This is a genomic window from Scandinavium sp., from assembly GCF_036271055.1.
Classification (GTDB): domain Bacteria; phylum Pseudomonadota; class Gammaproteobacteria; order Enterobacterales; family Enterobacteriaceae; genus Scandinavium.
Genome location: NZ_DATBBJ010000073.1, coordinates 142,357 through 161,298, shown reverse-complemented (window position 1 = coordinate 161,298; position 18,942 = coordinate 142,357). Strand labels below are relative to the sequence as shown.

Here is an 18,942-nt window from a genome sequence, read left to right as displayed (position 1 = left end):
CAGGGCATCAAAACAAATCACTTTTATTCAGGAGGCCATGTAATGGCACGACGCAACAAAGCTGTATACGAAGAATTTTTCCAAAATGGGCGCAAGGCACAGCGCATAGAAGAAGTTGAGCGCCAGCTTATGAACGCAGACCACCAGCACCACCGTCAGCTTGAAGCGGAGGAATGCAGCGCGGAAAACATGGAAGATCATTTCCCCCGCTTCATTGCGGGAACACCGTTAATCGAATGGCTACCGGGCTACTACATTCATAGGCTTGAGTGGGAAGCGTACCGCGACGGACGCAGCGTGATAGACGCGCAAGAACCGCGCCAGACGGTAGATCCGGAGTTAATCGCCTACCAGTGGAATCACTTTGTAGTTAACTCACGCTTTCCGTGGAAGCTGGAAGATCACGCCATCGTTTACACGTTCGTTTAGCGTTTTTATTTTTCGAGAGCATCCCAGCGAACCGCAGCAACTATCCCCCAGTTGCCGTTTGCATTTGGTCGCTTCCATTTCGCAGTATTCATCTTACGCAAGTAGTCCAAGGCCTCTGCGAAAACAAAAAACCGCTGTAAGTTACCAACTTCACCAACGACATAAGAGCCATCCCGATTACTCGCAAGCCCCGGATTGAAACAAGAACCGTCCTTCGCATACGGAACATTCACAATCTCCGTTTTTACAGTCTGATCGAATGTAAAGAGTTGCCATGCTTCAACCCCAAGCGCACGAGCCAATGTCTCAATAGCATCAAGTGAGGCATTGGACGTCCCTCGTTCAATCCTGCTCATGTAGCTACGAGCGAACCCACAGCGATCAGCAAATGCTTCCTGACTAAGACCAGAAGCTATGCGAAGTTGTTTAATTCTTTGCCCAAACAAGGCTCTTAGATTCTTTTGCATCTGCTAACGATGCAAGTTTTGGCCTCTAATCAGCCACGCTCTAATAGTGACATTTTGAACTAATGTTGTATGATTTGCTCCTTCCATAGAACACAAACCAGGAACATTATGAAAAAGATTCTTATGACGGCAGTATTGATTGCAACGGTGACGAACGCTTACGCGTTGAGCCACGGTGATACCGCCACCCTAAAGGAAGGTACATTTAACTGTAAAAAGCTGACCGATTTTTACGAGATGATTAGTTACATCCAAGACAAGGACCAACAAGGCATGATAGGTCTCGTTACCTCTGGTAAATGTCGCCTGTTGAAAGAATCTATGACGGTGGAGATTCAGAACGTCGACGAAAAGGGTTTTGTTTCCTTCATTACGCCAGGTGGTCATGGTGGCTGGGCAGTTCAACAGTTTTTTGAAGAGTAATTCTCTTCTATCTCTAATGGCGTGAATCCCCGCGCCATTACATAGAGTAGCTTTTGGGTATACATTAACAATACGTGATAAAAGTGGCCTAAAAGGCGTAGCTTAAATAGTGCTTTACTACTTAAACACTACATGCAATTATACTACAACCCAAAAACTACACGAGAGCTACCTGATGACCACCAGCCGAGTTTATGCCTATCTCCGCGCCTCCACCAAAGAGCAGGACGCTACCCGCGCCAAAGCAGCATTGGCAGAATTCGCCGCCTCTAATGATTTAGGCCACGTCACCTACTTCATTGAGAACGTGAGCGGAGCCAGCTTACAGCGCCCGGAGCTTATGCGCCTGATAGACATAGCCGCGCCCGGTGACATTCTGTTAGTGGAACAAGTTGACCGCCTGAGCCGTCTTAACGCTGAGGACTGGGAAACGCTGAAAGCCCAGATTGATAGTAAAGGTTTGCGAGTGGTGGCCCTCGACCTGCCTACCAGTCACGAAGTGTTAAAGCACCAAGGCGAGTTTATGCGATCCATGATGAAAGCTATCAACGGTATGATGTTAGAAATGCTGGCAGCAATCGCCCGTAAAGACTATACAGACCGCCGCCGCCGTCAGGCTGAGGGAATCAGCAAGGCGAAAGCCGAGGGCGCTTACAAGGGCCGTCCAGTGAACAACAAACTACACGAACAGATCCGCGCATTGCATGAAGCAGGTAAGACAAAGAGCGAGATCCATCGCCTCACAGGTGCAGCCCGAACCACCATTAACAAAGTGCTGGAGGCGTAAGTCACCCGGATATTTCGCCGGGAGCAGTATGAGATTTGGGGGTGGCTTCACAGGTGGCGTTAAGCGATTTAAGCAACCGCGCCCACTTAGTGCGCTTTAATTTAGGAACATGCGCATGAAACATCTGGTGCTTATGCTGGCCTTATTACCAGCTCTCGCCGCACACGCTGGACGAATAACCTTGATTCTCAATGATGAACAGGAGACAGACAGCGCAAAAATCTGCGTTTACTCCAATGCAAATTATACAGAAACAGTGACGATCAGGCTGTCGCAGCAATGTCGCTACACAATGACCTTTGAAGAGGAGTAACGATTTAAAACTTCTCTTCGTTCATCAAACTTCTGAGATAGCGCAATTCACTTGCACAACTTCTGGCCTCTCTGACATTTGACTCTAACGCTCCAATTCTTTTTTCGTTCTTAGAGTCTGAGAATACATCAGCCGCATGCACAGCAATTTCATGTAAAGTGCATGCTGAAATAATGGCTAAATCAAGAAGTGGCTCGCCCACATAAGCATCTCCTGATTTTTTATTTCTTACTTCACCGTTCCAGCCAGGATTTCTTAAGAAAAAAGGGCTTGTTTCAGAGGGAATAAGATAGCCATGCATGAGACTATTTCTGTAATTTGACAAATCAAGAGCAGCCAGTGAAGCATCCTGTAATACTGCATTGCATTTTTCGCTTAACTTTGCATTCCCAGCACCGAAGGTATTGAGCACATCTTCAACCTTCAATTTCTCTGTAAATGGTCTTATCCCTCGAACATCAGTTTCAGTTAATGTCCAAACTGCTCGCTCAAGTGCAGTTTCAAATAAACCATACTGAACTACAAATGCTCCAATTTTCATCAAACGATCTGGTGTAAGATGTAAAGCGAAAAGTCGCCCCATAACTAAAGCAGATCTCTCTTCATAATTGTTAGGCATTCAAGGTACTCGTAACTCATTGCTATAGGTGGAAATAGCATAATCGATAATGATAATAGCGGGAAGCGCCGTATCGGTTTGCATTCAGAAGAAAATACTGAATAGTGGCTTCCCCCCTAAATTCAGAACGTCAGCCACTCCTTCAGGCACCATGTTTTAAAGATTTGAAGTATCGCTTGCTACCTTACTGTTTGGAAGGTATCGAATTATGGTTTGGGCCATAATCCCAGAAATGACCAACTGGCTTAACTCAATCGTGGTGTCAGGAAGTTTCCAAGTTGCTTTATTTGAATCCGAAAACTCAGGCTTACCATACTTTTGTGTCAATAGTTGATTCAAGGTGCCAAATTGACGAGCCACGATACCTTCATTTTTCTTCTCATTGCTGGATACATTCGTTTGCACAAGGCGATCAGAGCTATTAAAAAGGAATGTGACGGTATAAAGACCGCTACCGATCGATACATTATCAATCCGCACTTTCCCAAAGTTATCATTATACTTTTCTGGTGAGATCAGATGTGCGCCATTGCCCTGAGCCGCAACAACTTCTGACGGATTCATGTCCCATTTAGTATTTCCATAACCAATACCCTTAGCAAATGAGAGCATAGGTAAAGTTAGAATCATGAAAGCTATTAGTAATTTTTTCATTCCATCCCCATGAATTGAGTTTATTAATTGTGAACCAGTTTACAACGATCCCATTGCTCAGTGCTTCTTGCGATGCGGTCACTAATTGCAAAGTTCATCAGCAACGAATCAAAGGCGTACACTTTGCTTTTATCATCTGCCATCATCAACTTACCGTTAGTTTTCAGCTTTGGCGAGAGCAGGTATGTTCCGTTCAAACGGTTAGCTTTGAAGCTATCGACATACAACGTTACCTCGGTACTACCAAGCACACGTAAAGCGCCCGTTTTGCCATTCCGTATTGCTGCAATAGCATACTGACAGAGATAAGTTTTTGCCGTTGAAGGTATAGTTTTTCCGCCTTCGATCTTTGATGAAGATTGAGCAGGTGGGTTTGAAACTGAATGTTGAAGCGAAGAAGAGGGATAAGAGTATAAATGGTTGTTATAAGCCGAGGACGAACGCGAACTGCCGCCGCATGTTTTCCATGCTGCAATACATGAGTTTCCACATGGAATCCCTTTCTTGCAATTCTTCGCGTATGCAGAGAATGACAACCCAGCTAATAGAAATGTACAAATGGTTATCCTAACCAACGAAGACCAGCCCATAAACCACCCTTCTCTTAAGATTATTCCCGCATGGTACCATACTTAAATCAAGGTAATAGCAGCCATTAAGCCCGTTGGTGGTAAGACAACGTGCGGAGCCGTTAGGCGAGTTCATCAGGCTTATGTCTGACAATGAAGCCTGTTACAGCCTCGAAAATGGTGTGCATAAAAATAGTGATACAAAGCGCTGTTGAAGCTGTCACACAACATGATGACAGCCATAAGCAGCATCTATTCAACAGATTCATTTATAAGATATTTTTATTTTAGTTGTGCGCCTTCCCAGGCGTCTGTAACTATGCAAATCAACACGTTAGCGAATACTGAACGCATCGACAGAACTCATTTTTCGCCCCGGATTAACCTTTCCTAACCCGCATGGCGCTGCGTGACCGCGTATCTTACATGAATTTTAGGCTAAATGATTCATCTCGTTAAGCCTGAGCCCACCCTTGATGCTCCAGGCGTTAGCTGGTAAACATTCATGTAGCCTATATTAGTTTCTCTATCATACGGAACGGGTCAATGAAAGACAGCGATGAACAGCCGCATCCCGACAGCTGGCTGAGCCTTCAGCGCGATGCGCAAACCGGCATCGAGAGCGTCAGCGCCCATTTTAAGGGCCACGCCTACGATCCGCATGACCATGATGAAGTGCTGATTGGCGTCACTCAACAGGGTTTGCAACGTTTCCATTGTCATCGCGCACTGCATACCAGCACGCCAGGACGGGCGATATTGATTGAACCCGGTGCGGTACATGATGGCCACGCGCCCGATGCGGAAGGGTTTACTTATGCGATGTTGTATATCCCGCAGCGCTGGATTTCCGGAATGATGGACGCGCGGGGCCTGGGCGATATTGCCGCACTACAATCGGCGTTTCGCAGCACGCTGACCGACGATCCGCGCCTGACCACCGCCATCCAGCAGAGTTTCTTTGCGCTTCATCATCAGGAAGGTCGTCTCGCGCGGGACCAGACGCTGGATAATCTGCTTACCCTGCTCTCCGGGCATATACGCACTCGCCCGGCCTCGACCCTGAACGATTCTCAGCGCCAGATGTTCCAGGTGCGGGACTATTTGCATGACCGGATGGGCAGCGATATCGGCCTGGATGAACTGGCGGCCTGGGCCGGCATCGACCGCTTTCGTCTTAGCCGTCAGTTTAAGAACACTTTCGGCCTGAGCCCGCACGCCTGGCTGGTGCGCCTGCGGTTGCGTACTGCTCGCCTGATGCTGGCCAAAGGCGAAGATCTGGCGCTCATCGCCTCACTCGTTGGTTTTGCCGATCAAAGCCATATGGGGCGCTGGTTCCAGCGCGCTTATCGCCTTTCGCCCGCTGCTTATCAGCGACAGTGCACAAACGTTCTATCTTAGCCCTCACCCTTCGCCGATGCTGTGCATTCGCTACGAAGTGGAGAAAACCTGTGATTTTTGAGACCAAGAACGCACTGATCGTGCGCAATGATTTAGCCGCCTGGCAGCGCCTGAATGTCGTCGCCTTTCTCGCAACCGGCATAACCGCCTCCGCACCGGAGATCCTCGGACTACCCTATGTGGATGCGCTAGGGCGCGAATACGGAAAGCTCGCGGGTGAGCCGATGCTGGTTTTCGAAGCCAGTCTGGAAGGATTGCAGAAAGCCCATTTCAAGGGGCTGGAGAGGGAGCTTATACTGACCCCTTATGTCGAAGCGATGTTTTCAACCGGGCATGATGAGGCAAATCGGGAAGTGTTTCGGGCAGAAGATGCCGCAAATCTGAACCTGGTGGGCCTTGCTATTCGCGGGCCAAAAAAAGCGGTCGATAAAGTGATTAAAGGGCTGAAACTGCACCCGTAAACTGTAAAGACTTTTACCTTTTAAACGGAAAAAAGCGCCGTATTTCTGCGGCGCTTTGTTGCGGTCTAAATCCCCGGTCAGTTGGTTGGGGCGTAATCTTGCGTTGCACCGTCGGAGACATCTCTACTCGGGTTAACAACGCTGCCGATGGTGACCAATACATTCGTTGTGACATCATTTACGACGCTGGCGGTTTGGTTGTAGCAGGTTTTATTCGCCTTCCCGTTTGGATTAGTGAGGGTATCACCTGTATCACACACGATCGCGGTGTTGCTGATGATGCCTCCAGACCAAATAATACCGGCATCAGGGACCACTTCACCGTCGGTGTTACGCGTAATCGCGGTGTAGACCACCGGATCGGACTGACTCCCCGAACCTTTCGCCGTCAGGGTCACAGTGCTTACCTTTCGGTTGTTGGTGGTGAATTTCGCCGTCATTTCGCCCGATTTCTCGCCTGCTTTAGCGGTAACAACCACGTTTTCCATTACCGTGTCAGTGAAACTGAACGTCACCTGACCGGCGTCATCCGTCGTCACCGTGGCTGGTGATGCTGCTGTCGCACTGCCGCTGACTTTCCAGTCAACCGACACGCCTTTCATCGGTTTGCCACTCGCATCAGTCACTGTCGCCTGCGCTACGTTAGTATCCGTTCCGTTCGCGGGCTTATCATTCGTGTTCATCGCCACTGTGACTTTACTCACTTCCAGCGAGAGGAAGTTTACTGTCGTCTGTCCGGTTTGGCCTTCACTGCTTGCGGTGGCAGTGACAGCCTCGGCGACGCTATCTTTAAGATTCAGGGTCACTATGCCGTCACTGTCACTCTTGACCGTCGTAGGCGTAGTGGCTACCGCGCTTCCGCTCAGTGTCCATGAGACATTTTTATCTTTTATAGGATTGCCCCTGGCATCAGTAACAATGGCCTGGACGGTATTCATGGCGTTACCATCCGCAGGTTGATTATCGGTTACTGTCGTCGCGCTAACTGTCACCTGCGTTTGCTGACCACTGAAGATGGAATTCACGGATTCCGTTGTGTCGCCGTTGCTGGCACTCAGTTTCACCTGTCCTTCGGTGGTGTTGGTAAAGCTGACGTGCGCTTGTCCCTTGCTGTCCGTTATGCTATCGCCATGGACGATTTTCGCACCGTTGTCCACTTTCCAGCTAATTGCAGCATCGGCCAGCACTTTACCGCCGCTGTCTTTGAGCGTAACCAGTCCGGTATTTTGATCGCTACCATCGGCAACACTGTTATTTTTCGTCAATTGCAGATTAAGCGCAGCGGCTGACGGGTCAAACGCGCTGGTTGTCGTTCGTACGAGGGGGCCGGACGTAGCGGTGACAATGACCTGTTCGGCCGTGGTATTGGTGACGCTGATCGTGGCATCACCGTCGCTGTCTGTGACGCTGTGGGTGGCACTCAGCTTGCCACTGCCGGACACGCTCCAACTCACCGCTACGTTTTTCGCAGGCTTTCCGTCCGTGTTCACCGCATGTACCACGACCTGGTTGGCGGTGCTGCCATCAGCCGGGCTGTGATCCTGCGCTGACATCAGGGTCATATCGGCAAGTTCAGCCTCAGCCTGCGCTTTCTTTTTGTATTGCAAGATAATTTCGTTATTACGCTCAACCAAATCGTAACGACTGCCGGCCAGACTGCGACGCAATGCCACACCCTCTGGCGAAATCTGCGACTGCCACGATTTACCGATTTCATAGTGCAGGTTCAGCGAGAAATGCGTTTCATCCATCGCATCCTGGCCGCGTTTGTAATCAACGGCAGCCGTGACCAAAGGAACGGGAGTGTAACTCAGTCCAACGGTGACGGCTGATGGGTCCTTTTGCAGATCGTCTTTATCAAACAGCGCAACCTGGTCACCATAATATTTTTCATACATGATGCTCGCACCCAGTTGTGGGTATGCCGGTAAATAGCCTTCCGCACGAATATCAAACCCGTCAGCAGGTTTTTCATCATAATCATGGAAATCGCGAGAAGAATGCCAGTCGGTCGTGCCAATATAACTGTTGGCTGACATTTTAAAATTATCTGTCCACGCCTCAGCGCCGATACCCACACGGCGATTGCCGCCGGTATAATCATGGTCAAAGAATACGTTACCGCCAAACATCCAGTTATTAACGTAATAAGTACGTACACCCAACCCGATATTACTGGTTACACGACCATCTGGCGCACGGATCCCAAGCTGAGTGAAGAGTACGGATTTTTTATTGTCGTAAACAGGCAGAAGATAATCGAGTGAGCTGTCTCCCCAGTCACCGTTTGCATCAACGTTGAGCTGCACGCGTGCAGTACCAAAATGATCCAGCCATTCCTGTACGGTGCTGGCGCTGGCACTAGTTGCCATATCAGTCGCCGCTGTTTTAAACGCAGCGTCGTTACTGTTGGACATGTCTTGCGCGACGGAGGCCAACTGGCTACTCCAGGCGACAGCATCAGGGGCATCAGTGGTTGAAGACGTTGTATGAACGCCTGAAGAAGCAAACGAAAGGACAGGAAAAATACATTGCATTGCCACCAGAGACCAGACAGTACAATTTTTTATTATTGCATTCATTCTAAACAAGCCATTGATTCCTTTATATTGAAATATACATTTCTTAAAGTGATGGCAGTTTGAAAATCGCGAAGGGTGTATCGTCCGTAATACTGTTAATTTACATGCAAACTTCCATTGCCATTCATTCTTGTTCAAAACACGCCCCGCAAGTGGTTATGAAAGTTAGCCACTGCGACATTGAATGATAATTGAACGATGGCTGGATATTAATAAATATTACATTTAATAATAAATCCCGAAATAGCTATGATGACAAAAATAGCGCCCTCAGGCGCCATTCTTAGAAGAGTATTTCCACTTACAGGAAGGGTTTTACGTCACCCACGCCCTCGCGCAATACCACAGGTGCATCTTCGGTGATATCGATAACGGTGGTTGGGTGTTGACCGAGGTAACCGCCGTGGATGATCAGATCGACCTGTTTTTCCAGACGATCTTTGATCTCTTCCGGGTCGGACTCGGTAAAGTCACTGCCTGGCAACATCAGCGACGTTGAAAGCATTGGTTCTCCCAGCGCTTCCAGCAGCATTTGCGCGATAGGGTTGGACGGTACACGCATGCCGATGGTTTTACGTTTTTCTTGCAACAAACGGCGCGGCACTTCTTTCGTTCCCTTGAGGATGAACGTGTAGTTGCCCGGCGTGTTGTTCTTGATCAGGCGAAACGCCACGTTATCGACGTAGGCATAGGTCGACAGCTCAGACAAATCGCGGCACATCAGCGTGAAATTATGCCCATCTGGTAAATGACGGATGCGGCAAATGCGTTCCATTGCGCCTTTGTCTTCAATTTTGCAGCCGAGCGCATAGCCGGAATCGGTCGGATAAACGATAACGCCACCCTTACGCACGATTTCCACCGCCTGATTGATCAGGCGCTGCTGTGGGTTTTCTGGATGAACATAAAAAAACTGACTCATACTTCCCTCTCGTTAATCTCTTGGGGCTGTTGTTCCCAGCTCTGCCACACACCTTCTACCCCAGCGGGGAGCCACAGCTTGCGTCCGAGTTCTATCCACGGACAGGGTTGATGAAAATCAGAGCCCTGAGACGCCAGTAACCCGTACTGACGCGCATAGGCGGCAAGCTGCGCACGTTCGTGGGGAGCCTGCTGACATTGGGCGACTTCAATCGCGTCGCCGCCACATTCACTGAAGAATGCCAGCAGTCTTTTCAGCCACTTGGCAGAAAGATTATAACGCCCCGGATGGGCAATAACCGCCTTGCCGCCAGAATGATGAATCACATCAATAGCTTGATCTATTGTACACCACTGTGGCGGAACGTATCCGGTTTTACCGCGAGCAAGATACTTTTTAAACACGTCGTTAAAGTTGCTCGCGCGACCGGATTCCACCAGGAATCGGGCGAAGTGACCCCGCGTCACCGCGCCGCCGTCAGCAAGGGCTAGTGCCCCTTCCCATGCGCCGGGGATCTGCGCTTTTTCCAGTCGCTCCGCAATCAGTTTAGCGCGCTGTTGACGACGTTCGGTTTGTGCGGCCAGAAAGGCCGTCATCTCCGGGTGTTCGATATCAATATTCAGGCCGACAATGTGGATATCGTGATTCTCCCAGACGGTAGAGATTTCCACGCCGGTTATCAGCTTTAGCGGCAGTTCGGCACGAGCGATTTCAGCTCGGGCGGCGGGGATCGCCGCCACGGTGTCGTGATCGGTAATCGCAAGCGTACCCACGCGCATTTCCAGCGCACGATGCACCAGTTCCTCAGGCGTTAAACGGCCATCAGAGGCGGTCGTGTGGCTGTGTAAATCGTAAATCAGGGCGTAGGGATGGTCGCTCAAAATCGCTCCGGTGTTCGTTAATTCTTTCTGGTTAGGGTGATGACGGCGCCCATCATAGCCTTTGTGAATGAATTTCTGAAATCAGGGGTTGACTTTATCCCCTTGGACTAGTTAACTAGTACGCAAGTTCACACAACGAGGTATCTGCGATGTCACATTTTTCCGTTACTCTTCATGGCTGGTGGCGTACAACCTGATACCGGGCTGTACTACGCGTCTGCACAAGACAAACAGATACCAGGCCCGCCGATGAGCGGGCTTTTTTTTGAACACAGACCAGACGAGAACGACAATGCAAACACAAAAACCCGCGCTCGAACTTCTGACCAGTGACGCTATTTACCGCGAAAACCCGACGGCGCTGTTCCACCAGTTATGCGGCGCGCGTCCAGCGACCCTGCTGCTGGAATCGGCGGATATCGACAGCAAAGACGATTTAAAAAGCCTGCTGTTAGTCGACAGCGCGCTGCGCATTACCGCACTGGGTGACACTGTCACTATTCATGTCCTCTCCGATAACGGTGCGGCGCTGCTGGATTTGCTGGACCACGCTCTGCCTGCGGGCATTGATAATCAGCGCCAGCCAAACGGCCGCACACTTCGTTTCCCGGCAGTCAGTAACCTGCTGGACGAAGACGCGCGTCTTTGTTCCCTTTCCGTCTTCGACGCTTTCCGTTTACTGCAAACGCTGGTGACGGTCCCTGCTGACGAACGCGAAGCGATGTTCTTCGGCGGTCTGTTTGCTTATGACCTCGTCGCGGGTTTTGAAGACCTGCCGACGCTTGAGAGTGACACGGCCTGCCCGGACTACTGCTTCTACTTAGCCGAAACATTACTGGTGATCGACCACCAAACCAAATCATCGCGCATTCAGGCTAGTCTGTTCACACCGCTGGAATCTGAAAAACAGCGCCTGACGCAACGTCTGGCGCAAATCCGCCAGCAGATGAACGAGCCACCGAGCCCGCTACCGGTGACCAAAATCGAACAGATGCAAACCGAAGTGAATCAAAGCGATGACGAATTCGGGACAGTTGTCCGGAAGATGCAGCGCGCTATTCGTGCCGGGGAAATTTTCCAGGTAGTGCCATCGCGTCGATTCTCTCTGCCCTGCCCGTCGCCACTTGCAGCCTATGACGTGCTGAAAAAGAGCAACCCAAGTCCGTACATGTTCTTCATGCAGGATAACGATTTCAGCCTGTTTGGCGCATCGCCAGAAAGCTCGCTGAAATACGATGCCAGCAACCGTCAGATTGAAATTTACCCGATTGCCGGGACGCGTCCGCGTGGTCGTCGTGCCGACGGTACGCTGGATCGCGATCTCGATAGCCGTATCGAACTGGAAATGCGTACCGACCACAAAGAGATGTCTGAGCATCTGATGCTGGTGGATTTAGCCCGTAACGATTTGGCGCGCATTTGTACGCCTGGCAGCCGTTACGTGGCAGACCTCACCAAAGTCGACCGTTATTCCTTCGTGATGCACCTCGTTTCCCGCGTAGTGGGTGAACTGCGTAAGGATCTGGATGTGCTTCACGCCTACCGCGCCTGCATGAATATGGGCACGCTCAGCGGCGCGCCGAAAGTTCGCGCTATGCAGCTTATCGCCGCTGCAGAAGGCAAACGCCGGGGCAGCTACGGCGGCGCAGTCGGTTACTTCACCGCTCACGGTGACCTCGACACCTGCATCGTGATTCGTTCCGCGTTTGTAGAAAACGGCATTGCCACCGTCCAGGCGGGTGCAGGCGTGGTGCTCGACTCCGTACCGCAGTCCGAAGCCGACGAAACTCGTAGTAAAGCTCGCGCGGTGCTGCGCGCTATCGCTCAGGCCCACCATGCGAAGGAGATGTTCTAATGGCTGACATTCTGCTGCTCGATAATATCGACTCTTTTACCTACAACCTGGCAGACCAGTTGCGTGCCAGTGGGCATAACGTGGTGATTTACCGTAACCACGTTCCAGCGCAAACGCTGATTGAGCGTCTGGCAACCATGGATAATCCGGTGCTGATGCTTTCTCCTGGCCCTGGCGCGCCGTCTGAAGCGGGTTGTATGCCTGAGTTGCTGACCCGTATGCGCGGCAAGTTACCGATTATCGGCATCTGCCTTGGTCATCAGGCGATTGTGGAAGCCTACGGCGGCTACGTGGGTCAGGCGGGCGAAATTTTGCACGGCAAAGCCTCCAGCATCGAACACGACGGCCAGGCAATGTTTGCCGGACTGGCGAATCCACTGCCGGTAGCGCGTTATCACTCGCTGGTCGGCAGCAACGTACCTGCGGGGCTGACTATCAACGCCAGCTATAACGGCATGGTAATGGCGGTACGCCACGATGCGGATCGCGTCGTGGGCTTCCAGTTCCATCCGGAATCGATTCTGACCAGCCACGGCGCTCGCCTGCTGGAGCAAACCCTGGAATGGGCGCTGAAAAAACTGGAACCGGCCAATACTCTGCAACCAATTCTGGAAAAGCTATATCAGGCGCAGACCCTGACTCAGCAGGAAAGCCACCAACTGTTTTCCGCCGTGGTCCGTGGCGAAGTGAAACCGGAACAGTTAGCCGCCGCGTTGGTGAGCATGAAAGTACGCGGTGAGCAGCCGGAGGAAATTGCCGGGGCCGCAACAGCATTACTGGAAAACGCCGCCCCGTTCCCGCGCCCAGATTATCCGTTTGCCGATATTGTCGGCACTGGCGGCGACGGCAGTAACAGCATCAATATTTCCACCGCCAGCGCCTTCGTAGCGGCGGCGTGTGGGATGAAAGTGGCAAAACACGGCAACCGCAGTGTGTCGAGCAAATCTGGCTCGTCTGATTTACTGGCTGCGTTCGGCATAAATCTGGATATGAATGCCGATAAATCCCGCGAAGCGCTGGACGAGCTCGGTGTCTGTTTCCTGTTCGCACCGAAATACCACACCGGTTTTCGTCACGCGATGCCCGTTCGTCAGCAGCTAAAAACGCGCACCCTGTTCAATGTGCTCGGTCCACTCATCAACCCGGCTCACCCGCCTATCGCGCTGATCGGCGTCTATAGCCCTGAACTGGTGCTGCCCATTGCTGAAACGCTGCGCGTGCTGGGCTACCAGCGTGCGGCGGTGGTTCACAGCGGTGGAATGGATGAAGTGTCGCTGCATGCGCCAACAGTGGTTGCCGAACTGAAAGACGGGGAAATCCTCAACTATCAATTGAACGCCGACGACTTTGGTTTGACGCCGTATCGTCAGGAACAACTGGCAGGCGGCACGCCGGAAGAAAACCGTGACATTCTTTCACGCTTGCTACAAGGTAAAGGTGAAGCCGCCCACGAGGCCGCCGTCTCTGTCAACGTCGCCATGCTGATGCGCCTTCACGGCCATGAAGATTTGAAAGCCAACGTGCAACAAGTGCTGAACGTTTTGCACAGTGGTGCAGCCTACGATCGCGTGACCGCATTAGCGGCAAGAGGATAAGAAATGCAGACCGTGTTAGCCAACATCGTTGCCGATAAACGTATCTGGGTCGAAGCCCGCAAAGTGCAGCAACCATTAGCCAGTTTCCAGAATGAAGTGCAGCCGAGCCAGCGTCATTTCTATGATGCCCTGCAAGGCGCACGCACCGCATTCATTCTGGAATGCAAAAAAGCCTCCCCATCAAAAGGGGTGATTCGCGAAGATTTTGACCCGGCGCGTATTGCCAGCGTCTACAAACATTATGCGTCGGCGATTTCCGTGCTGACCGATGAAAAATATTTCCACGGCAGTTTTGATTTTTTGCCGATTGTCAGCCAGATAGCGCCACAGCCAATCTTGTGCAAAGACTTTATCGTTGATCCGTACCAGATTTACCTGGCGCGTTTCTATCAGGCCGATGCCTGTCTGCTAATGCTGTCGGTGCTCGATGATGACGAATATCGCCAACTGTCTGCGGTCGCCCACAGCCTGAGCATGGGCGTGCTGACCGAAGTCAGTAACGAAGAAGAACTGGAACGCGCCATTGCGTTGAATGCGAAAGTGGTTGGCATCAACAACCGCGACCTGCGCGATCTTTCCATCGATTTGAATCGCACCCGTGAACTGGCGCCGCGTTTAGGTGCAGGCGTGACCGTGATCAGCGAATCAGGTATCAACACCTACGGTCAGGTTCGAGAGCTGAGCCATTTTGCCAACGGCTTCCTGATTGGCTCGGCGATGATGGCGTACGACGATCTCAATGCTGCCGTGCGCCGCGTATTGATGGGTGAAAATAAAGTGTGCGGTTTGACCCGCGCACAAGACGCGCAAGCCGCGTTTGAAGCCGGTGCCATATACGGCGGCCTGATTTTTGTGCCTTCATCCCCACGCTACGTGAACGACGCTCAAGCGCGCGACGTGATTAACAGCGCCCCTCTGAGCTATGTCGGCGTATTCCGCGATACCGCCATCGCTGATGTTGCGGCGAAAGTCGAAAGCCTTGCCCTTGCTGCGGTTCAATTACATGGCAACGAAGATCAGGCCTATATCGACGAACTTCGTGCCGCTTTGCCGGAAAAAGTACAAATCTGGAAAGCCCTGAGTGTGAAAGACACGCTCCCAGCCCGAAATCTGAATCACGTCGACAAATACGTGCTGGATAACGGTCAGGGCGGCACAGGCCAACGTTTCGACTGGTCGCTGCTCAACGGTCAGGACTTAAGCAATGTCCTGCTGGCTGGCGGCCTTGGCCCTGATAATTGCGTGGAAGCGGCGAAAAGCGGCTGCGCAGGGCTTGATTTCAATTCAGGCGTAGAGTCTGAACCGGGTATTAAAGACGCCAGCAAACTGGCCTCGGTCTTCCAGACGCTGCGTGCATATTAAGGAAATGGACATGAATACTTTACTGAACCCCTATTTTGGCGAATTTGGCGGCATGTACGTGCCGCAGATCCTGATGCCTGCCCTGCGCCAGCTGGAAGAAGCATTTGTCAGCGCGCAGAAGGATCCGGAATTTCAGGCGCAGTTTACCGATTTACTGAAAAACTACGCCGGTCGCCCGACCGCATTGACCAAATGTCAGAACCTGACGGAAGGCACCAAAACCACGCTGTATCTCAAGCGTGAAGATTTGCTGCATGGCGGCGCGCATAAAACCAACCAGGTGCTGGGTCAGGCGTTACTGGCTAAGCGGATGGGTAAAACCGAGATCATCGCCGAAACCGGCGCGGGTCAGCACGGCGTTGCATCTGCATTAGCCTGCGCCCTGCTCGGTCTGAAATGCCGCATCTACATGGGCGCAAAAGACATTGAGCGCCAGTCACCAAACGTGTTCCGTATGCGTTTGATGGGCGCCGAAGTGATCGCCGTTCACAGCGGCTCCGCGACGCTGAAAGATGCCTGTAACGAAGCACTGCGTGACTGGTCTGGCAGCTACGAGACCGCGCACTATATGCTCGGCACCGCCGCGGGCCCGCACCCGTTCCCGACCATTGTGCGTGAATTCCAGCGCATGATCGGCGAAGAAACCAAAGTGCAGATTCAGGAGCGCGAAGGCCGCCTGCCGGATGCGGTTATCGCCTGCGTTGGCGGCGGTTCAAACGCCATCGGTATGTTTGCCGATTTCATCGACGAAACCTCTGTTGGCCTGATTGGCGTTGAGCCTGCCGGGCACGGTATCGAAACCGGTGAACACGGCGCACCGCTTAAGCACGGTCGTGTAGGCATCTATTTCGGCATGAAATCGCCGATGATGCAGACCGATGAAGGCCAGATTGAAGAATCTTACTCACTTTCTGCCGGTCTGGATTTCCCGTCCGTTGGGCCACAGCATGCGTATCTGAACAGTATTGGTCGCGCTGAATATGTGTCGATTACCGATAACGAAGCGCTGGATGCCTTCAAAGCGCTGAGCCGTCACGAAGGGATTATCCCGGCGCTGGAATCCTCACACGCCCTCGCCCACGCACTGAGAATGATGCGCGAGAACCCGGAAAAAGAGCAGCTACTGGTGGTTAACCTTTCCGGTCGCGGCGACAAAGACATCTTCACCGTACATGACATCCTGAAAGCACGAGGGGAAATCTGATGGAACGCTATGACAACCTGTTTGCTGAGCTGAAAAACCGCAAGGAAGGCGCGTTTGTTCCCTTCGTGACACTGGGCGATCCGACACCGGAACAGTCGCTGAAAATTATCGACACTCTGATTGAAGCCGGGGCTGATGCGCTGGAATTGGGCATTCCGTTCTCCGATCCGCTGGCTGACGGCCCGACGATTCAGAACGCCACCCTGCGTGCGTTTGCGTCCGGCGTGACGCCGACGCAGTGCTTCGAAATGCTGGCAGCTATTCGCCAGAAACACCCGACCATTCCGATTGGTCTGCTGATGTACGCCAACCTGGTGTTCAATCGCGGGATTGATGCGTTTTACGCTGAATGCGCGCGCGTCGGTGTAGATTCAGTGCTGGTTGCGGATGTGCCAATCGAAGAGTCTGCCGAATTCCGTCAGGCCGCGATGCGCCACAATGTTGCGCCGATTTTCATCTGCCCGCCAAATGCCGATGACGATTTGTTACGCCAGATTGCGTCACATGGTCGCGGTTATACCTATCTGCTCTCACGCGCAGGCGTGACCGGAGCAGAAAACGCCGCCGCGCTGCCGCTGCATCATCTGATTGAGAAACTGAACGAATACCACGCGGCACCGCCGTTGCAGGGCTTCGGGATCTCTTCCCCGGACCAGGTTCAGGCTGCTATTGGGGCCGGTGCCGCAGGCGCGATTTCCGGTTCGGCTATTGTTAAAATTATCGAGAAGAACGTCGATAATCACCCGGCGATGCTGGCTGAACTGAAAGCCTTCGTACAGCCCATGAAAGCCGCCACCCGCACGTAATCTGTTCGCCGTCTGGTTTATTCGCCAGACGGCGCTTTTACTTTCACCGCTTCAGCGTATTGACGTACCAGCCGAAACAAACCTTCCACGTCTTCCGACGACCAGTTAGTAAAGATCTGATTCATTAGCCTTTGTCGGGCATCATCAATATGTGTCGTGATGGCCTTCCCCTGCGCCGTCAGCGTGACTTCGCTTATCCGCTTGTCTCGTTCCGCTGGTTGTTTTTGTGCAAGATCCAATTCCTGTAAGCGCTTCACCTGGCGACTGACGGTGGTGTAATCACGCCCTAAACGATCGGCCAGTTCGACCACCCCCTGCGGGCTGTAGCGCCCAATAGTCACCAACAGTGGGAATAAGACCTGATCGAGTTTCACCCCTGCGGCCGCCAGCAGCGTTTCATCGCGTTGCGGGTGATTCATCACGCTCATGATGTCCAGCAGCGCGCCGTGAAAATCGGTCACATCGAATTTATTATGTGCATCTTGCATATATATTCTTCCCGGCGTAAAGTGCTCCCATTGAATATGTGCATTTTACACATATATGACTTCAGGAGAAACACAATGAAAGCAGCCGTAGTTTTTGACCCCGCTACAGGCCCGATATACGCCGATTTCGCGCAGCCGTTCGCCACTGAACAACAACAAATCATTAAGGTCACGGCGTCAGCTATCAGCCACGTGGTGAAAAGTCGGGCCTCCGGCAAACATTACAGCTTCGACGGTACGCTGCCGTTCATCGCTGGTATTGACGGCACAGGTGTCACGCCAGACGGAAAGCGAGTTTACTTTGTGTTCCCACCTTCACCGTGGGGCAGCATGGCGCAGTATGCGCCGGTAGATAATGCGCATTGCCTGCCATTGCCGGACGGTCTGGACGACGCTACTGCGGCCGCGATGGCTAACCCGGGCATGTCGGCCTGGGCGGCGCTGGTCAATCGTGCCAACTTTAAGGCGGGTGAAACGGTGCTGATTAATGGGGCGACGGGCAGCGCTGGGCAGTTAGCGGTGCAAATAGCCCGTCATCTCGGCGCGAAAAAAATCATCGCCACCGGGCGTAATGTGCAGACATTAGCAACTCTGGATGCCGACGCGACGGTGTTGTTGACCGATGATGCCACTACGCTGAACCAGACCCTCGCGGCACACGCCGCTGAGCAGATTGATGTGATCGTGGATTATCTGTGGGGTAACAGCGCGGAACTGCTGCTCAAAGCCCTCGCAAAATATGCCCCTGGCGTAGAGCCAGTGCGCTATGTGCAGGTCGGTTCTCTGTCGGGACAGGAGATCGCGTTGCCTGGCGCGGTGCTGCGCTCCTCCCCGATTCAGTTAATGGGCAGTGGCATTGGCAGCCTTAGCCTGCCGGCACTGGTACAGGCAACGGGTGAGATGTTGCAGGCGGCCGTGGCAGGTAAATTCAGGATTGCACACAAAACGGTATCGCTGAGTGAGGTAGCGCAAGCCTGGCCGCTCGATAACAGCCAAAACCGCACCGTTTTCCTTATTGACTAACATCCCCAAAAAAGAAGGGGTTGAACTTACGAATGAGAAGTATTATCTTTCTCAACACTGAATGGTTGAGCAAATCACTCAAGTATTCAGTACGACATTGC

Annotated in this window: 20 protein-coding genes and 1 other annotated feature; of the genes, 12 read left to right on the top strand and 8 right to left on the bottom strand. The window is 52.1% G+C overall.

The window, feature by feature from the left end:
• Window positions 1–42: 42 nt before the first annotated feature.
• Window positions 43–429, top strand: coding sequence for a hypothetical protein (locus tag VH187_RS14520; protein WP_329702155.1), 387 nt, complete (start codon window positions 43–45; stop codon window positions 427–429).
• 5 nt (window positions 430–434) lie between these two features.
• Here the strand turns inward: VH187_RS14520 and VH187_RS14515 are convergent, their stop codons facing one another.
• Window positions 435–896: a helix-turn-helix domain-containing protein gene (locus VH187_RS14515; RefSeq protein WP_329702154.1), complete on the bottom strand. Its 462-nt coding sequence runs from the start codon at window positions 894–896 to the stop codon at window positions 435–437.
• Between the two features lie 108 nt (window positions 897–1,004).
• Between VH187_RS14515 and VH187_RS14510 the strand changes: the two genes are divergently transcribed.
• The 3 genes from VH187_RS14510 to VH187_RS14500 all read left to right on the top strand — a co-directional run bounded on the left by VH187_RS14510 (window position 1,005) and on the right by VH187_RS14500 (window position 2,419).
• Window positions 1,005–1,319 carry a hypothetical protein gene (locus tag VH187_RS14510; protein WP_329702153.1) on the top strand — a complete coding sequence of 105 codons (315 nt, stop codon included), beginning with the start codon at window positions 1,005–1,007 and terminating at the stop codon, window positions 1,317–1,319.
• A gap of 175 nt (window positions 1,320–1,494) precedes the next feature.
• Window positions 1,495–2,106, top strand: coding sequence for a recombinase family protein (locus VH187_RS14505; RefSeq protein WP_329702152.1), 612 nt, complete (start codon window positions 1,495–1,497; stop codon window positions 2,104–2,106).
• Window positions 2,107–2,221: 115 nt separating this feature from the next.
• Window positions 2,222–2,419, top strand: a complete 198-nt coding sequence (locus VH187_RS14500) for a hypothetical protein (protein WP_329702151.1) — start codon at window positions 2,222–2,224, stop codon at window positions 2,417–2,419.
• A 4-nt stretch (window positions 2,420–2,423) separates the two neighbouring features.
• Here the strand turns inward: VH187_RS14500 and VH187_RS14495 are convergent, their stop codons facing one another.
• The 3 genes from VH187_RS14495 to VH187_RS14485 form a co-directional block, all read right to left on the bottom strand.
• Window positions 2,424–3,038, bottom strand: coding sequence for a hypothetical protein (locus tag VH187_RS14495; RefSeq protein WP_329702150.1), 615 nt, complete (start codon window positions 3,036–3,038; stop codon window positions 2,424–2,426).
• 156 nt (window positions 3,039–3,194) lie between these two features.
• Entirely contained in the window at window positions 3,195–3,692 is a 498-nt protein-coding gene (locus VH187_RS14490) for a hypothetical protein (protein ID WP_329702149.1), read from the bottom strand.
• 23 nt (window positions 3,693–3,715) lie between these two features.
• On the bottom strand, window positions 3,716–4,282 hold the full coding sequence (locus VH187_RS14485) for a hypothetical protein (protein ID WP_329702148.1): 567 nt from the start codon (window positions 4,280–4,282) through the stop codon (window positions 3,716–3,718).
• Window positions 4,283–4,807: 525 nt separating this feature from the next.
• Here VH187_RS14485 and VH187_RS14480 point away from each other — a divergent pair.
• Both VH187_RS14480 and VH187_RS14475 read left to right on the top strand, forming a co-directional pair.
• Window positions 4,808–5,662 carry an AraC family transcriptional regulator gene (locus tag VH187_RS14480; RefSeq protein ID WP_329702147.1) on the top strand — a complete coding sequence of 285 codons (855 nt, stop codon included), beginning with the start codon at window positions 4,808–4,810 and terminating at the stop codon, window positions 5,660–5,662.
• 53 nt (window positions 5,663–5,715) lie between these two features.
• Window positions 5,716–6,123: a DUF2000 domain-containing protein gene (locus VH187_RS14475; RefSeq protein WP_329702469.1), complete on the top strand. Its 408-nt coding sequence runs from the start codon at window positions 5,716–5,718 to the stop codon at window positions 6,121–6,123.
• A 77-nt stretch (window positions 6,124–6,200) separates the two neighbouring features.
• On the opposite strand, the gene VH187_RS14470 is transcribed toward VH187_RS14475, so the two are convergent.
• The 3 genes from VH187_RS14470 to rnm form a co-directional block, all read right to left on the bottom strand.
• Window positions 6,201–8,660: an inverse autotransporter beta domain-containing protein gene (locus VH187_RS14470; RefSeq protein WP_329702146.1), complete on the bottom strand. Its 2,460-nt coding sequence runs from the start codon at window positions 8,658–8,660 to the stop codon at window positions 6,201–6,203.
• Between the two features lie 346 nt (window positions 8,661–9,006).
• The gene (locus VH187_RS14465) at window positions 9,007–9,627 is read right to left on the bottom strand and encodes an L-threonylcarbamoyladenylate synthase (RefSeq protein ID WP_329702145.1); all 621 of its coding nucleotides are present in this window, start codon (window positions 9,625–9,627) and stop codon (window positions 9,007–9,009) included.
• On the bottom strand, window positions 9,624–10,508 hold the full coding sequence (rnm, locus tag VH187_RS14460; protein ID WP_329702144.1) for an RNase RNM: 885 nt from the start codon (window positions 10,506–10,508) through the stop codon (window positions 9,624–9,626). The genes VH187_RS14465 and rnm overlap by 4 nt, the downstream gene beginning before the upstream one ends.
• 173 nt (window positions 10,509–10,681) lie before the next feature.
• Window positions 10,682–10,775: a sequence feature (Trp leader region), on the top strand.
• 25 nt (window positions 10,776–10,800) lie between these two features.
• Between rnm and VH187_RS14455 the strand changes: the two genes are divergently transcribed.
• The 5 genes from VH187_RS14455 to trpA are packed head-to-tail and all read left to right on the top strand — an operon-like array spanning window position 10,801 to window position 17,330.
• The gene (locus tag VH187_RS14455; RefSeq protein WP_329702143.1) at window positions 10,801–12,363 is read left to right on the top strand and encodes an anthranilate synthase component 1; all 1,563 of its coding nucleotides are present in this window, start codon (window positions 10,801–10,803) and stop codon (window positions 12,361–12,363) included.
• The gene (trpD, locus tag VH187_RS14450) at window positions 12,363–13,958 is read left to right on the top strand and encodes a bifunctional anthranilate synthase glutamate amidotransferase component TrpG/anthranilate phosphoribosyltransferase TrpD (RefSeq protein ID WP_329702142.1); all 1,596 of its coding nucleotides are present in this window, start codon (window positions 12,363–12,365) and stop codon (window positions 13,956–13,958) included. Before VH187_RS14455 ends, trpD begins: the two co-directional genes overlap by 1 nt.
• 3 nt (window positions 13,959–13,961) lie before the next feature.
• Complete coding sequence (trpCF, locus tag VH187_RS14445) at window positions 13,962–15,320, top strand: bifunctional indole-3-glycerol-phosphate synthase TrpC/phosphoribosylanthranilate isomerase TrpF (protein WP_329702141.1); 1,359 nt, start codon at window positions 13,962–13,964, stop codon at window positions 15,318–15,320.
• Window positions 15,321–15,330: 10 nt separating this feature from the next.
• Entirely contained in the window at window positions 15,331–16,524 is a 1,194-nt protein-coding gene (gene trpB, locus VH187_RS14440; RefSeq protein WP_329702140.1) for a tryptophan synthase subunit beta, read from the top strand.
• Window positions 16,524–17,330 carry a tryptophan synthase subunit alpha gene (gene trpA, locus VH187_RS14435; protein WP_329702139.1) on the top strand — a complete coding sequence of 269 codons (807 nt, stop codon included), beginning with the start codon at window positions 16,524–16,526 and terminating at the stop codon, window positions 17,328–17,330. The genes trpB and trpA overlap by 1 nt, the downstream gene beginning before the upstream one ends.
• Window positions 17,331–17,347: 17 nt before the next feature.
• Here the strand turns inward: trpA and VH187_RS14430 are convergent, their stop codons facing one another.
• On the bottom strand, window positions 17,348–17,818 hold the full coding sequence (locus VH187_RS14430) for a MarR family winged helix-turn-helix transcriptional regulator (RefSeq protein WP_329702138.1): 471 nt from the start codon (window positions 17,816–17,818) through the stop codon (window positions 17,348–17,350).
• Between the two features lie 75 nt (window positions 17,819–17,893).
• On the opposite strand from VH187_RS14430, the gene VH187_RS14425 reads away from it, so the two are divergent.
• Window positions 17,894–18,841, top strand: coding sequence for a quinone oxidoreductase family protein (locus VH187_RS14425; protein WP_329702137.1), 948 nt, complete (start codon window positions 17,894–17,896; stop codon window positions 18,839–18,841).
• Window positions 18,842–18,942: the final 101 nt, after the last annotated feature.